The 15796-nt window shown below is 70.0% G+C and carries 11 protein-coding genes; 5 read left to right on the top strand and 6 right to left on the bottom strand.

What is annotated here, in order from left to right:
• Positions 1-1007, bottom strand: a 1007-nt coding sequence (locus tag AB1346_05145) for a cbb3-type cytochrome c oxidase subunit I (protein MEW6719813.1), incomplete at its 3' end; no start/stop codon positions are given.
• Positions 1008-1017: 10 nt separating this feature from the next.
• The gene (locus AB1346_05140; GenBank protein MEW6719812.1) at positions 1018-1722 is read right to left on the bottom strand and encodes a c-type cytochrome; all 705 of its coding nucleotides are present in this window, start codon (positions 1720-1722) and stop codon (positions 1018-1020) included.
• Positions 1723-1913: 191 nt separating this feature from the next.
• Here AB1346_05140 and AB1346_05135 point away from each other — a divergent pair, with 191 nt between their 5' ends.
• From AB1346_05135 to AB1346_05125, 3 genes are read left to right on the top strand one after another with little or no spacing between them, the layout of a single operon-like run.
• Positions 1914-2555, top strand: coding sequence for a carbonic anhydrase (locus tag AB1346_05135; protein ID MEW6719811.1), 642 nt, complete (start codon positions 1914-1916; stop codon positions 2553-2555).
• A 14-nt stretch (positions 2556-2569) separates the two neighbouring features.
• A complete protein-coding gene (locus AB1346_05130) occupies positions 2570-3952 on the top strand; it encodes a class II fumarate hydratase (GenBank protein ID MEW6719810.1) in 1383 nt (460 codons plus the stop codon).
• Positions 3953-3957: 5 nt separating this feature from the next.
• Positions 3958-5004, top strand: a complete 1047-nt coding sequence (locus AB1346_05125; GenBank protein ID MEW6719809.1) for a metal-dependent hydrolase — start codon at positions 3958-3960, stop codon at positions 5002-5004.
• On the opposite strand, the gene AB1346_05120 is transcribed toward AB1346_05125, so the two are convergent.
• From AB1346_05120 to AB1346_05105, 4 genes are read right to left on the bottom strand one after another with little or no spacing between them, the layout of a single operon-like run.
• Positions 5001-6326: a HAMP domain-containing sensor histidine kinase gene (locus AB1346_05120; protein MEW6719808.1), complete on the bottom strand. Its 1326-nt coding sequence runs from the start codon at positions 6324-6326 to the stop codon at positions 5001-5003. The two genes, AB1346_05125 and AB1346_05120, sit on opposite strands and share 4 nt — an antisense overlap.
• Positions 6327-6355: 29 nt before the next feature.
• The gene (locus AB1346_05115) at positions 6356-7540 is read right to left on the bottom strand and encodes an MFS transporter (protein MEW6719807.1); all 1185 of its coding nucleotides are present in this window, start codon (positions 7538-7540) and stop codon (positions 6356-6358) included.
• On the bottom strand, positions 7527-9701 hold the full coding sequence (locus tag AB1346_05110; protein ID MEW6719806.1) for a cation-translocating P-type ATPase: 2175 nt from the start codon (positions 9699-9701) through the stop codon (positions 7527-7529). The genes AB1346_05115 and AB1346_05110 overlap by 14 nt, the downstream gene beginning before the upstream one ends.
• 2 nt (positions 9702-9703) lie before the next feature.
• Complete coding sequence (locus AB1346_05105; GenBank protein ID MEW6719805.1) at positions 9704-10495, bottom strand: methyltransferase domain-containing protein; 792 nt, start codon at positions 10493-10495, stop codon at positions 9704-9706.
• A gap of 67 nt (positions 10496-10562) precedes the next feature.
• Here AB1346_05105 and AB1346_05100 point away from each other — a divergent pair, with 67 nt between their 5' ends.
• Positions 10563-13757, top strand: coding sequence for a PD-(D/E)XK nuclease family protein (locus AB1346_05100; protein ID MEW6719804.1), 3195 nt, complete (start codon positions 10563-10565; stop codon positions 13755-13757).
• A gap of 4 nt (positions 13758-13761) precedes the next feature.
• A partial coding sequence (locus tag AB1346_05095; protein ID MEW6719803.1) for a UvrD-helicase domain-containing protein occupies positions 13762-15796 on the top strand: 2035 nt, incomplete at its 3' end.

The raw sequence follows: 15796 nt of genomic DNA, 5'->3' as shown, positions 1-15796 counted from the left end.
CCGAAGAACGCCAGGTGCCCGTGCGATACGGTGACCTGGGAGCCGTGGGTGTAGTAGTTGATCTGCGGCAGCGTGTGCAGGAACCCCCAGACGCCCGCTCCGATGAGGTGCAGCACCGCGCACCCGACGGCGTACGTCCAGATCAGCGGGTTGACGATCTCCGCCTTGCGCGCCTTCACGTGTTTCATCGTGTCGATCACCATGAGGATGATCGGCACCGGCTCGAGGGCCGAGAAGATCCCGCCGACCCACAGCCAGTACCTCGGCGCGCCGATCCAGTAATAGTGGTGCCCCGTCCCGGCGACGCCGGTGAACAGGAACAGCCCGATCTCCACGTAGAGCCACTTCTCGACGACCTGCCGGTCCACGCCGGTGATCTTCATGAGGATGAAGGCGAAGATGGCCGCCGTCACCAGCTCCCACGCCCCTTCCACCCAGAGGTGGATCACCCACCACCAGTAATACCAGTCGATGACGAGGTTCCGGTAGAACGGGATGCCGAACAGGTACAGCAGCGCGAGGAAGACGAGCCCCCCGAGAAGCGTGCCCTGGATGGCCGTCCAGCGGTTTGCTTTCAACATCGTCATCCCCACGTTGAACAGGAACGCGAGCGCCCCGACGACCACGACGATGTCCAGCGCCGTGGGGATCTCCAGGAGCGGCCGCCCCTGCGTCCATCCGAAGAGGAAGCCGACCAGCGCCGTCACGCCCGTCGCCAACAGGGCGACGAGCTGGAACCATGCGATGCCGGGGGACCAGATCTCGGACTTCGTCTCTTCGGGGACGATGTAATAGGCACCGCCCATGAAGCCGAGCAGCATCCACAGGACGAGCAGGTTCGTGTGCATGGCCCGCGCGGTCGCGAACGGGAAGACGTCCACGATCTCCTGCGGGACGGTGAAGGTGTAGCTGAATCCCAGATACAGCCCCAGCAGCACCTGGAGCACGAACAGCGGGAGCGCGGCGACGAAGTACCAGTAGGCGATCTTTTGGGAACGGTATTCCATCGGGGCCTCCTTACTTGAGGGTGGAGAGGAACCTGGCGACCTCCTCCAGTTCCCGTTCCGTCAGGTTGTCCTTCTGTGCCGGCATGGTGGCGGTCGGCTCCACGCTTTTGGGGTCCCGGACGTAGGCCCGGATCTGCTCTTCCGTCATCCCCCCGCCGATCCCGTCCAGCTTCGGCCCGACCGTCCCGCCCGTTCCCCTCAGCGAGTGGCAGTTCATGCATCCCTTCGTCTGGAAGACCGCAGCGCCCGGCGAAACCCCGACCGACGCCATCATCCGCTGCTCGCCCCGCGAAAGGCGCTTTTTGCTGTCCTGGGGCGGCCAGTCGTTGTTGTTCACCTCGCCGACCCATCGGAAGAAGGCGATGAGATCGGTGATCTCCGCGTCCGTGAGGTTCTGGCGGGGCATCTTCCGGAACGATTTCTCGAACGCCTTTTCGGGCGACGCCACCCGGAAGCGGATCCCGTCCTCCCCGACCCGCTGGACCACCCGCGTGAGGTCGGGGGCGTAGTATCCGCCGAAGCCGAGGATCGTGTGGCAGTCGTTGCAGTTGCGCTTCTCGAAGGCGCGTTTTCCGGCGACGACCTGGTCGGACAGTTTGTCCACGTTGGCCAGCGTAGCCACCTGCCGGTGGGTGTCCCACGTCAGCCCCAGGAAAAGAGCCGACGAGGACAGCGTCCCGAGAAGGAAAATCCAGAAGGCGGTCTTCTTCGTCATCCGTTGCCTCCCCCGTGGTGTCCGGCGGCCGGAGGGGCCGCCGGGCTGGAACGTTGGGTTGACGGACTCCGAAACGGGCGGTCTTCTCCCCGATGCGCGGATTGAACCAAAATCATCTCCCGGAAAAAAGCCCTGCGTCAACCGGGACCATATAGAATGAACGGAATATCTCCATTGGGGAGGGGCTCCGGATGAGGAAGCTGATCCACGGCATCCACCGGTTCCGGAAGGAGTTCTGGGGCCAGGACAAGGAGCTGTACCGGCGGCTGGCGGAGCACGGGCAGTTCCCCGACGCGCTGTTCATCACCTGCAGCGATTCCCGGATCGCCCCCCTGCGAATCACCCAGGGGCAGCCGGGGGACCTCTTCCTCCTGCGGAACATCGGCAACTTCGTCCCCCCGTACTCCGAGGAGCGGCTGGACGAATCGGGCGTCGGCGCCGCGGTGGAGTACGCGGTGCAGTATCTCGAGGTGCGCGACATCATCGTCTGCGGACATTCGGACTGCGGGGCGCTGAAGGCGCTCTATCGCGACCGGTCGAAGTTCGCCTGCATGCCCCACGTGGCGAAATGGCTCGAGCACGGCGCCCGGACGATGGAGGTGGTGGAGAAAAACTATCCCGGCCTCACCCGGGAAGAGCGCTACGAGATCACATCCCAGGAGAACGTTCTCGTCCAGATGGAGAACCTGCGAACCTACCCCGCGGTAAAGAAGGCGGCGCGGGAGGGGCGCCTCCACGTACACGCCTGGTACTTCGAGATCGGCACCGGCACGATCTACCGGTATTCCCCGGAGCGGGAGGAGTACGAGCCGATCCGGGAAGAGGAGCACTGAGGGAGGAAATCGGTATGACCGGATACCGCGTGGAGAAGGACGCGTTGGGCGAGGTCCGCGTGCCGAAAGAGGCGTATTACGGGGCGCAGTCGCAGCGGGCGGCGGACAACCTTCCCGTGAGCGCGGAGAAGATGCCGCTGCCCGTGGTGCACGCCGCGGCGCGGATCAAGGCGCTGGCCGCGGAGGTGAACGCCGGGCTGGGGCTGCTCCCCGCGGCGGAGGCGGAGGCGATCGCGCGGGCAGCGAGGGAGGCGCTCGAAGGCAGGCACGACGATCAGTTCATCGTGGGCGTCTTCCAGACGGGCTCCGGCACCTCGACGAACATGAACGTGAACGAGGTGCTGGCGAACCGGGCGAACGAGCTGCTGGGCGCGCCTCTGGGCGGGTACCGGCCCGTGCATCCGAACGACCACGTCAACCGCTGCCAGTCGAGCAACGACGTCATCCCCTCGGCGATCCGGATCGCCGTCCGGACGGAGCTGACCGCGCGGCTTCTCCCCGCGCTCGAGGAGCTTCGGGACGCGCTCGGAAGGAAGGCGGAGGCGTTCGCGGACATCATAAAGATCGGCCGGACCCATCTGCAGGACGCCGTGCCGATCACGCTGGGACAGGAGTTCTCGGGTTACGCATCGCAGATCGACCACGGGATCCGCCGGGTGATGGCGGTCTTCCCGGAGCTGGAGGAGCTGCCGCTGGGCGGCACCGCCGTGGGGACGGGGGTGAACGCCCATCCCGAATTCGCGCGGCGGACGATCGAAGGGCTGGCCCGGGAGACGGGGATCCCCTTCCGGGAGGCGGAGAACCGGTTCGAGGCGATGGGCGCGCAGGATCCCCTGGTCGCCGCGAGCGGGGCGATGAAAGGGATCGCCGCGTCGATGATGAAGATCGCCCAGGACCTGCGCATCCTGTCCTCCGGGCCGCGGTGCGGGATCGGGGAGATCGACCTGCCGCCGCTTCAGCCGGGATCCTCCATCATGCCGGGGAAGGTAAACCCGGTGGTCCTCGAAGCGGCGATCCAGGTGGCGGCGCAGGCGATCGGCAACGATGCCGCGGTGACTCTGGGCGGCGCCCTGGGGATCCTGGAGCTGAACGTGATGATGCCGGTGATGGCGCGCAACCTGCTCGAGTCGGTCTCTCTCCTTTCCGCCGCCGCGTCCCTCATGGCGAAGCGGTGCGTGGAGGGGATCGCTCCCAACGAGAAGCGATGCGCGGAGCTGGTCGAAAAAAGCTTGGCGATAATCACTCCTCTTTCCGTGAAAATCGGTTATAATCGAGCGGCTGAGTTGGTTCGAGAAGCGTACCGGACCGGAAAGACCATCCGGGAAATCTTGGTGGAAAAAGGAGAACTTTCCCCGGAAGAGATCGACGAGGTCCTCGATCCGCGGAAGATGACCTGATCGGGATGGATACGGTAACCCATGGACTGACCGGGTGGCTCATCGCCCGGGCGCTGCCGGAAAAATGGAAGGGCGGCCACCCGAAATCGGTGGCGGCGGTCCTGACGCTGTCGGCGGTCATCCCCGATGCCGACAATGCGGCCTCTCTGCTCGGCAGCGAGGCGTACCTGCGCATCCACCGGGGGCTGTCCCACTCCGCCCCGGGGATCGTCGCGGTCTCCCTTCTCCTCATGTTCCTGTTCACTCGGTACGGCAAGCTGAAGGACCGGAGGGCGGTCTTCCTGCTGGTCGCTTTGGGACAGCTCTCCCACGTCCTGCTCGACCTGCTGAACTCCTACGGGACGCAGCTCCTTCAGCCGTTCTCTGACGCCCGGCTGTCGCTCGACCTGCTGTTCGTCGTCGACCTGGTCTTCTCCGGGATCATCATCGCGGGGATCGCATTGTCGCGCGTCAACCCGGCGCGCGCGCGGGCCGCCCTGGCGGTCCTCGTCGCCTATGTGGGGCTCGCCGCCCTGTTTCACGAGGGGGCACGGGATGCGGTGCGCGACGCCGCGGTCCGGAACGGCATGACGGTGGTATCCGCGCAGGCTCTTCCCGCGCTTCCGTTCGTCGGGCTGCCGGCGCCGGAGCGCCTCGCTTTCGCCTCACCCGCAATGGCCGATTTCCGGGTGTCGGCGGACGGCGACGGGAACGGCTCCCGGCGGCTGGAGGTTCCCTTTCCCGCCGGCCCGTTCGCATGGAACGGCTTCATCGACGACGGCGGCTCCTTCCACCGCGCGGTGGTCGCGCCGCTGACGGGGGAGGTAACCTGGAAGCAGCGCGTGCCGAAGGGCGCCGACGTCCCCGAGGTGCGGGCGCTGCGCGGGATGGCGGACGTGGAGACGTACCTGTGGTTCGCCCGGTTCCCCTCCGTCCAGGTGGCGTCCGTCCCCGGGCGGAAGGAGATCACGTTCTTCGACCTGCGGTTCGACGGGATGGGAGGGCGCAGCCCCTTCATCCTTCGCGTGACGGAGGTCCCGGGGGCGCAGCCCAGCGCCCATTGGGGAGGCTAGCTCTCCTTCACCAGGGGAACGGAAACGATGAACTCCGTCCCCGCCCCCCGCGAGCTCCGGACCCGGATTTCCCCTCCATGCCTCCCGACGATGTCGTGCGCGGCGCTCAAGCCCAGTCTCGCTCCATTCTCCGCGCCGTTCTCCGCGGCGTCGGGAAACGGCTCGAAGATGCGGCCCAGCAGCTCTTCCGGGATCTCCCTCCCTGCATCGCCGACGGAAACGCGCACGCAGCCGTCCTCGACCCATGACCGCACGGTGACCGCGCCGCCCTTCCGGACGGAGCGGGCGGCGTAGCCCAGGAGGTCCGAAAAGGCCCGGGTGAGCTGCGGCGGGTGGCATCGGGTCCTGGGTAGCCTGCCGAGCCTCCTATCCAGGGTCGCCCGGTCCTTGAACGCGTCCCGCACGGAAAGGACGGCTTCGCGGAGGCAGTCGTTGACATCGGCCTGCCGGAACTCGCCTTCCGCCTTCCGCTCGAATCCTTTCATCTCGCCGACGAGCGCGAGGACGCGCTCCGCCTCATCCAGCGTTTCCCCGATCAGCCCGGCGGCGTCCTCGAGGATTTCGTCGACCTCCCCCCGCCGGCGGCGGACCGCTTCGGCCAGGTGCGGCGGCGAGCCCTTGTCGATGCAGGAGGACTGCTCGGCCAGGAATTTCCGCAGCCGGGCCATGTGGCTCCGGAGCGCGGCGAGGTTCCCGGCGACGACCCCGACCGGGCGCCGGATCTCGCGCGCCAGCCGCTCCGCCATCCGCCCGGCGGGCTCCTTCTCCCCCTCCCGCGGGCGTTCCGCCTGCATGCGGCGCAGCCCGTCGAGCGCTTCCTCGATCCGCGCGTTCCCCCGCTCGAGCGCCCCGGCGGCCAGTTCCTCCGCCTGTTCCCGAAGGCTCTCCCCGGCCCAGGCGACGCAGGCGGCTGCCTCGTTCCGGTCGAAGAACCGCTCGACGAGCAGGCGGTACCCGGCCTCCTCCTCCGGGGAAAACCCCGCGGACCGGAGAAGGTCCGCGTACGCGCGCCGGAGCAGCTTCACGATGCCGAGGAAGGCGCCCTGGGGGACCCCCTGTATACGGTGCTTTCGCGCCTCGACCACCAGAAAGGCGGTGAGGCCGTCCTCTCTCCCCATCTCGTCCGCGTCGAGGGGAGGGGGCTGGGCGGAGGTCCGGTACGCCTGGACGATGGAGCCGGTGACGCCCCGGACCGTCGGACGCCACACCTTCGGGTCGCCCGGGAGGTATCTCGCGTAGCCGTTCGCGTGCGAGTCCGCCAGAATCCGCTCCACGAGCGTATCCTCCGCGCCGAAAAGGAACTCGATGAAGGGCGATTCCATCGCGGCACCTCGCGGGTCGACCGGCGGTCTTATTTTACGGCCCCCGGATCCGCGCCCTTCCGCGGGAGCGACAGGAAGAGGAGCGCGGCGGCCAGCAGGGCAAGGCCCGCGCTGACGCCGAAGGCGGCCGGTGCGCCGAATTCCTTCCACAGGAAACCGAAGATCACGCTCGCGGGAAGGGTGCAGATCCCCACTACCAGGTGGAACCATCCGTAGGCCGTCCCCCGCCGTTCCTGCGGAACGAGGTCGGCTACCAGCGCCCGCTCGGCGCCTTCGCACGCGGCGTGATGCAGCCCGTATATCAGAAAAAGGCCGACCATCCAATAGACTCCCTCGGTCGTTCCCCAGGCCGCATACGTGGCCGCGTAAACCGCCCACCCCGCCAGGATCATCCTGCGGCGGCCGAACCGGTCGGACAGGATCCCGCCGTACATGCCCAGCGACGATTTGACGACGTGGAAGGCGCCCCAGAGGACCGGGACGTAGATCGCCGGGACGCCGGCGTCCACCGCGCGCAGGATCAGGAAGCTGTCGCTGGCGTTGCCCAGCGTGAACACGCCGAGCGCGATCAGGTACCGGCGGAACGGGGCCGGAAGCGCTTCGCCGCCGAGCCGGAATCCCTTGCCGGGGGCCGTATCGGAGGCCGTCTCCCTGACGACGAAAACGAGGACGAGGACGGCCGCGATCCCGGGGATCGCCGCGAGCAGGAAGACCGTCCGGTAGGAGAATCCCCATGCCGAAAGAAGGATGAACGCCGCGGCCGGTCCGAGCACCGCGCCCAGGTTGTCCATCGCCCGGTGCCACCCGAACGCCCTTCCCCGCGTCCCTTCGGTGACGGAAGCGGCGATGAGGGCGTCCCGCGGGGAGGTCCGGATCCCTTTCCCGGTGCGGTCGGCGAACCGGATGAGCAGGACGTGGAGCCACGATCCGGCGAATGCCGTGAGGGGGCGGGCGACCGCCGCCAGCGAATAGCCCCAGACCACGAGCGGCTTTTTTTTCGCGACCCGGTCGGACCACGCGCCGGACGCCAGCTTGAGGAAGCTCGCCGTGGCTTCCGCGACCCCTTCGATGATGCCGAGCGCCGCCGGGCCCGCGCCGAGCGTCGCGGTGATGAAGACCGGAAGCAGCGGCACGATCATGTCGGACGAAACGTCGGTGAGCAGGCTTACCAGTCCCAGCGCGATCACGTTGCGCGGAAGCTTATCCCTGGTCATCGTCCCCTCTTTCCGAAAAGGCGGGGGATCGGGGCGACAGGAGCCGCAGCCCGTTGAAGATCACCAGCAGCGTGGTTCCCATGTCCGCGAGCACCGCCATCCACAGCGTAGCAAAACCGCCGACCGCCAGCCCGAGGAACCCCGTCTTGATCGCGATGGCCGCGACGACGTTCTGCCGCACCAGCGCCACCATCCGGCGCCCCAGCGCGACGGCCGACGGGACCTTGCGGAGGTCCCCGGTGAGCAGGGCGATGTCCGCCGTCTCCATCGCCGCGGGGGAGCCCGCCGAGGCCATCGCCACTCCGACGGTGGCCAGCGCCAGGGCGGGCGCGTCGTTCACGCCGTCCCCCACCATCGCCACGGCGCCGTGGGACGCCACAAGCGCCCGGACCCGCGCCAGCTTGTCGTCGGGGAGCAGCCCGTGCTCGATCTCCTCGATCCCCACGGAGGCGCCCACGGCCCGCGCCGCCTCCTCCCGATCGCCCGTCAGCAGAATCAGGTGGGGAATCCCCAACTTCCGCAGCTCACGGACCGTTTCGACCGCATAGGCCCGGAGCTGGTCCGACAGCAACAGGGCTCCCGCCATCGCGCCGTCGGCGCCGACGAGCACCGCCGATCCGGCGGTCGCCGCGGCGTCCCGAAGGAGCCCGTCGACGGCTTCCTTCGGGTAGCCCGTCTCCAGGAAGAGGCCGGGATTGCCCACGTGGACCGTCTTCCCCTCGACCACGCCGCGCACGCCGCGCCCCGCGACGGCGGCGAAGGTCCGCGCGAGCGTCCCGCGCGCCGCCACGGCCACGCCCCGCCGGGCCGCCTCCCGCCGGATCGCCTCCGCGACGGGGTGGGCGGATCCCGCTTCCACGGCGCCCGCGAGGCGGAGCACCTCGTCCTCCGTCCAGCCGGGGGCCGGAAAGATGCCGGCTACCCGGAGGCGGCCGTGCGTCAGCGTCCCGGTCTTGTCGAACGCCACCGCCCGGACCTTCCCGAGCGTCTCGAGGTACCGCGCCCCCTTGATGAGGATCCCTTCGCGCGTGGCCCGCGTCAACGCGGAAAGGGTGGCCACGGGAGCGGCCAGGACGATGGAGCACGGACAGGCGATCACGAGCAGGACGAGCGCGCGGTACGCCCACGAAGCGAAGGAGCCGTGCCCGGCCAGCGGGGGGACCGCCGCGACGAGGACCGCGGCGCAGAGAACGGCCGGGGTGTACGCCCCCGCGAAGCGCTCCATGAAGGTCTGCACCGGCGCCTTCTGCGTCTGGGCTTCCTCCACCCGCCGCAGGATCCGGGAGTAGGTGGAGTCGGAGAGCGACCGGACTGCCTCGGCGATCAGCGGCGCCCGCCCGTTCACCGTCCCGGCGTAGAGCGGATCCCCTTCCTTCTTCTCCACGGGGAGCGATTCCCCCGTGAGCAGCGCCTCGTTGAGGTCGGAGCGCCCCTGGCGCAGGACGGCGTCCACGGGAACGCGCTCGCCGGGACGGATGACCAGGGTGTCTCCCGGCCGCACTTCCTCCGCCGGGACCGTCCGTTCCTCTCCCTCCACTCCGCCCACGCGCAGGACGGCCTCCGCGGGGGAGGATGCGAACAGCTCCACGGTGGCGCGCCGGGCGCGGTCGATGCTGCGCGCCTCCAGGAGGTTCGCCAGGGCGAAGAGGGTCACGACGACCGCGGCCTCCGTCCATTCCCCCATCAGCGCCGCGCCCCCGATGGATATGGTCATCAGGGCGTTCATGCCGAGCGACCGGTTCCGGACCTCCCGGAAGCCGCGCAGCGCCACCGGGACGCCGCCGAGGAGGATCGACGCAAGGAATGGGAGCCGGGCGAGCGGCTCCCCGGGGAAGGCGAGGGCCGGCGGGATCCCTGCAAGGAGCGCGGCTCCGGCGAGCAGGAGCGTGCGGTACTGGGCGCGGTCGCCCCGGGGGATGTCGGCTTTCCGGAGCGTCTCGTCCACCGGGCGTCCTTCCATCCCGATGCGGCGGAGGGCTTCGAGGATCGGCTCCACGGGGCCGGTGTGCCGCACCGTCACCTGGCGCGCGAAGAGGCGGAAGGACAGCGACTCCACCGATGGAAGGCGTCCGAGCGCTGCGCGGATCTCGCGCTCCTCGTCGGGGCAGTCCATCGCCGGGACGAAGATGACGGTCGTCACGGCGTCCCCGGGGAGCTCCATTTTCATCGCTGGAACGGGAGGGGAACGGATTTCCTCACCACGAGGACGATCTTTTCGTCCGCGAAGGAAACGACCCTCCCCGCGTCGACCCGGATGCGGAACGTCTCCCGGGCCCGGGGGAAGGCGTTCAGGAACATCGACTCGATCTCGCGCTGCACCTCGGGGGGCTGCCCGGTCCGCGCCACCCATTCCGGGAACGGGTGCGTCTTCCAGAGGTAGGCGACCTGCAGCGGGACGAGGCTCGCCTCCGCGATGAACTCCAGCCACTCCTCGCTGCGGTAGCTGCGGACGTGGGACGGGTCGCGGACCCTCTCGATCCCGTTCAGGAAGGCGTCGAGCGACGGCTCGCCGGGCACGATGTTGTCGATGATGCCGATCCGCCCGCCGGGGCGGACAACCCGGGCGAATTCCCTCAAGGCCGCGCGGATGTCGTGGAAGTGATGAGCGGCGATCCGGCACGTCGCGTGGTCGAACGACCCGTCCGTGAAGGGGAGCGCCTCGGCGTCCGCCCCCGCGAAGGCGATGCCGCCCGCCCCCGAGTCCGACGCCAGCTTCCTCGCCTCCCGGAGCATGCGGGGGGTGAGATCGGACGCCACCACCCGGATATCCTGGCGCGCGAGCGCAAGGGCGGTATGCCCCGCCCCCGTGGCCACGTCGAGCACCCGCGCCCCCTTTTCCGGGGCGAGCCCCGAGAAGAGGAGATCCAGGTCCTCCACGTCGGTGTGGTCGGCGCTGCAGCGGTATTTAGAGGCCACGCGGCCGAACTGCTCCCGTATGCGCGCCTTCGAGTGCATCGGTGTCTGCGTCCCTCCCCAAAGTCCTATTCTCCATCGGGGGGCGGTTGTTTACAATGGTCGCACGATGGATTCCGCGCGCCCGCCGCTGTCCCGCCTGTTCGCCGGGCCTTATTCCGCGCTGGAACGGGTGCTGCTTTCCCGCCTTGCGGATCCCGCGTGGGGAGGGCCCGGATGGGAGAGGGTGCTCCTGGTCCCCTCCAACGACCTGCGGGAGCACCTCATGAAGCGGCTCGCCTCCGTCCGGGAGGGGGCCGCCGCCGGCGCCTCCGCCATGACGCTGTACGACTTCGCCCTGCGGCTGCTCGCGCACCGGGGGATGTTTCCTCGGGAGCTGCCGCCCGCCCGGATGTCCGCGGCCGTGACGGCGGGCGCGCTGGAAGCGTACGCGTCCGGGGAGGGCGATTTCGCGCGGATCGCGGGGACGCCCGGATTTCCCGCCGCCCTGGCGGGCACGCTCGGCGACCTGGAAGAAGGATGGATCGGCGACGCGGAGCTCGCGTCGGCCTCGCGGGCCGCCCGTGAGCGGGGCGACACGCGCGCGGCCGAACGCTGGGCGGAGTGGCGGCGCCTCTCCGCGGCGGTGGCGCGAAAAGTCCGCGCGATGGGAGGGGAGACGCGGCGGAAGATCTTCCAGGAGGCGGTGGCGGGATTCGAGCAGCCCGGCTACCCGTTCCGGGTGATCCTGTACGGCTTCTACGATTTCACGCGGCTCCAGTGGACCCTCGTGGACCGGCTCCTGTCGAGCGGCCTGCTCGACGAGGTCTATTTCCCGGGGCTCTTCGGCGCCGACGGCGCCCTTTCCCCGTCCTTCCTTTTCGCCGCCCGCTCCTGGGACCGTCTCCGGACCGCGTTCGAGGGAAACGTCGATTTCCTCGAGGACGCCCCGGAGCCGCCGGTGGCCGCCGTCCGGGAGCGGATCTTCTCGTCCCTCCCGCCCGCATCGCCCGTCCCCGTGCCGTTCCCCGTCCTGTCCGCTCCCCACGGGGAAGGGGAGATGCGCCTCGCGGCGCGGCGCGTCCGGCGGTGGCTCGACGAGGCGCCGGGCGACACGGCGTTCCTCGTCGCCCGGAAAACGACTCCGGAAGCGATGGCGGACTGGGAGCGGATCGCGCGGGAGTACGGGATCGTCACGGCGGGCCGGATCGACGTCCCGCTGTCGTCCGTTCCGCCGGTGCGGCTGCTGCTTCGGATGATCGAGGCGGCGCGGGACGACTACCCGCGGCGCAAGGTGATCGACGTCCTGGCCTCGCCGTATCGGCGCATGGCCGCGGAGGACGGGCCGGTGCCGCCGCGCCCCGATCTTTGGGACATCCTTTCCCGGGAGCGGCAGGTCTTTTCCGGGAACGACTGGGAGACCCGCCTGTCGCGTCGTCCCCGCGGCCGCCGCCGGGATGAAGAGGAAGATGCGGAGGGGCGCGCCGCCCAGGTCGAGCTGCTTGCGGCGGAGGTGCGGGCGCTCCGGCGCTCCCTTTCCCCCCTGTCGGAAGCGACGGGATACGCTTCCTTGGCGCGTGCGCTGCGGGAAATTCTCGCGAGGGAGTTCCGCGTGCTCTTCGACGACGGCCCGGAGAGCGAGCGTGACCGGCGCGCGGTGGAGGAGCTGTTCGGCATGCTCGCCGACCTGGAGGGAATCCCGGACGCGCTGCTCCCCTGGCCGGGGACGCGCCTCGCGCTGGGATGGATCGCCGGACTCTTCGCAGACCGGCGCCTCTTCACGGGGGAGCGGGGAGGAATGCGGATCCCGGGGGCGGTCGTGTTCGGCGATTCCTTCGCGATGCGGGGAGTCACCGCCGACCGGGCGCTGATGCTGTCGATCGACGAGGGCTCCTTTCCCGCGCAGCTCGAGGAGGATCCGCTGCTGCCGGACGCGGAACGGGCGGAGTTGAACCGCCTGACCGCGCAGGCGGGGCTGCCGGACGCCCTGTCGCTGCGGCGGCGCAACGCCGCCGAGGAGAAGCTGCTCTTCGCCCTGCCCGCCGCGTCCGTGCGGAAGGGGATCGCGTATTCCGTGCGCCGGGCGGACTCCTCCGGCGCCGCCGGCCGCCCCTCCCGGTACCTCCTCCACCTGATGTCCCGGTTCGCCGGCCCTTCCGTCTTCTCGGAGGAGTGGGAGCGGGTCGAAGGCGCCGACGTGGAGCGGCTTCCCCGTTCCCCTTCCGCCGCCCTGGCGGGGGATGGCCCGCGGAGCGCGCGGGAGAAGGCGCTGGCAGCGTGGCTCGCCGGCGGGATCGCTCCCGCCACTGGGGTCCGGTGGAGCCGCATCCTGGGCGTTCTGGAGGCGTGGGCCGCGCGGTCCCGTGGGGAGTACGTCTATCCGGGCCCCGCCGTCCCCGTCGCTCCGCCGGAGACGCACAGCGCCTCCGCCCTCGAGGAGCTCGCCCGCTGCCCGTACCGGTATTTCCTGCGGTACCTCCTGCGTTTCGATCCACCGGAGGAGCCCGAGGAGGCGGCTTCCCTCACCTGGGCCGAGATGGGAGAGATCGCTCACGACGCCCTGCGGATCCTCGGGAAGGACGCCGCGGAGGGGAAAGGGTGGGGCGACGGCGCCGCCGCGGCGAGAAAGGCCGCCGCCCGTTTCTCCCGGGAGAACCCGGCCGGCCTGCCGGGTCTTTTCCGGATCCAGTGCCTCGGAATCGCGGCCGACGTGGAGCGGCTGGCGGAGCGCGAGCGGCTCGCCGCCGGGGAGCGCCCGGGATGGCGCGTCGAAACGGTGGAAAAATCGTTTACCGTTCCCCCTTCCGCGCTGCCGGGATTCCGCGGGCGGGTCGACCGGCTGGACCGCGGGCCGGCGGGGGAGGCCCGGGTGGTGGATTACAAGTATTCCGATCCGAAGCGGGCCGAGGTGAATCTCGAATGGCTGCTCCACGGCCTGTCCCACCAGCTGCCCGTCTACTTGGCGTGGGCACGGTCGCTCGACCCGGCGCCTCCTTCCGTATCGGCGGTCCTCTATTTCTTGAGGGGCGGCCTCGCCGCCGCGGAAGCGCCGCCGTGGGAAGCGTTCGGCGAGCGGTGGGCCGCCGCGCTCGCCGACTGGCTCTCGCTCGCCCGCGCGGGCGTCTTCCCGCCGCTCCCGCACCACCGGTATACGTACGCGCAAAGGCCGGCGCCGCGCTACTGCGAAGCGTGCCCCTTCAAGGACCATTGCCGCGTCTCGCCGGAATACGACGGATCGGAGACCGGCACCGACGCGCTCGCCGCCGCCATCTCCCGCGATCCCGCCCTGTCGGTCCTGGCCGACCACCGGCCGGAGAAGGGGTGACCGGATGCTCGAGAACCGGGAAAAGGCGGCCTCCGAGCTTCGCCGGAACCTTGCGGTCGACGCCTCCGCGGGGACCGGCAAGACGACGACGCTCGTGGCGCGGGTCACGAACCTGTTCCTGGAGCGGCCGGAGCTGCTGCCGGACGAGGCGCTCCTGCTGACTTTCACCGACAAGGCGGCGGCGGAGATGAAGGCGCGGCTGACGGAGGGCTGGGAGCGCCTGTACGCCGCAGCCCAGGAGAGCGAGGATCCGGCGGGCATCGAGGAGCGGATCCGGAGCTGGAACCGCTCGGTGCGGATCCCTCCCGCGGTTTACGGTGAGCCGGGCTCGTTCCGCCGCCGGATGGAGGAGATGGCCGACGCGGCCGGGCGGCTGTCGGTCACCACCTTTCACTCCTTCTGCGCCCGTATCCTGCGCTCTTTCCCGGCCGAGGCGGGCGTGGACCCGCGCTTCACCGTACTGCCCGACGGGGAATCGGCCGACGCCTGGAACGCGTCGTTCCGCCTGTTCCTCCGCGGCGAGTTCGGGACGGACGCCGTGTCGCCGGAATGGGAACGGATCCTCCGGAAGGAGCCGGACCCCGAAAAGGTGTGGGGGGTGATCCGGCGGCTGTGCCTGGCGCAGCGCGACCTGCTGCGCGGGGAGCCCCCGGATTTCGGGACGCCGGCCGATTTCTCGGGATTCCTCCGGCGGGAGTACCTTCCGCACGTGGCGTATTTCCGCGCGTTCACGGCGGGGATTCTGGCGCCGGACGACGACCCCGCGGCGGCGGCGTTCCGCGCCGCACTGCCGATGCTGGAGTCGTTGTGGGTTGCGGGCCACCCGGACGACCTCGACGCCGCATCGTCGCTTGCCGCCGTCGCGGACGAAGCGTTCGGCATGGACCTGCGGAAGAGCACGAGCAAGAAAAAGTTCCCCCGCCCGGAAGGACCGAAACTCGCCGAGGTCCGCGACGCGCTCCGGAAGCTCTTCTCCCAGGTCGTCGAGGTTCCTGCGGGCGACGCCGCCGCCCGGTTCCTCTTCTCGCGGGCGGGGGCCGCTCTCGAGGCGTACGAGCGGACGAAGGGAAGCGGCCTCGACTTCATGGACCTGCTGCTGCGCGCCGAGGCGCTCCTGGCGGCCGCGCCGGAGGTCGCGCGGAAGCTTTCGGCGCGGTTCCGATACATCTTCGTGGACGAGTTCCAGGACACCGATCCGCTGCAGGCGCGGATGCTGAGGATGCTGTCCTCCGGCGGCCCGCCGGGGCGGATCTTCGTCGTCGGCGACCCGAAGCAGTCCATCTACGGCTTCCGCCGCGCGGACATCCAGGTGTACGAGAAGTTCCGGGAGGAGATGAGGAAGGACGGGGGAGAGGACGTGCCGCTGTCCCGCAATTTCCGGAGCCGTCCCGACCTGCTCGCGACGCTGAACGGGCTGTTCGCGCGAGTGCTCCCGGGAGGGGAGGATTTCTCTCCGGCGTACGCCCCGGTGATCCCTCACCGGTCCGACCCCGGCGGGGGGCACCCGGTCACCCTTTACGAGCTCGGCGCGGACGCGGAAGAGTCGGAGTTCCTCGCGGCGCTGGTCGGGAGGATCGTCGGCGCGGTGAAGGTCGGCGGGCCGGACGGGACGGAGCGGCCCGCGCGGCTGCGGGACATCGCGGTTCTCTACCGGTCGGACGCTTCGGGGGAGGTGCTCTCCGGCTGCCGGAAGGCGCTTTCCGCCGCCGCGATTCCGTACATCGTCCCTTCCCGGAAGGGGTTCTTCTTCCGGCAGGAGATCCAGGACCTGCGGATCGTCCTCTCCGCCGTGGACGTCCCCGCGGATCGCTCCGCCCTCCACGCCGCGCTGAAGACCGTCTTCTTCGGGCTGTCCGACGCGGAGATCCTGCCGCTGTACGGGGACGATCCCGCCGCCGTGCCGCCCCGGACCCGGGACGCGGTCGCGCTGCTGTCCCGCCTTTCCGCGCGGAAGGAGCGGGCGTCGCTTGCGGAGCTGATCTCCGAGCTTTACCTCCAGGCGGGGGTGGATTTCGTGGCGGCGCGGCTGCCGGAAGGGG

Source organism: Thermodesulfobacteriota bacterium, assembly GCA_040758155.1.
Taxonomy (GTDB): Bacteria; Desulfobacterota; Deferrimicrobia; order Deferrimicrobiales; family Deferrimicrobiaceae; genus UBA2219.
This window is presented reverse-complemented; position numbering and strand designations above follow the sequence as displayed.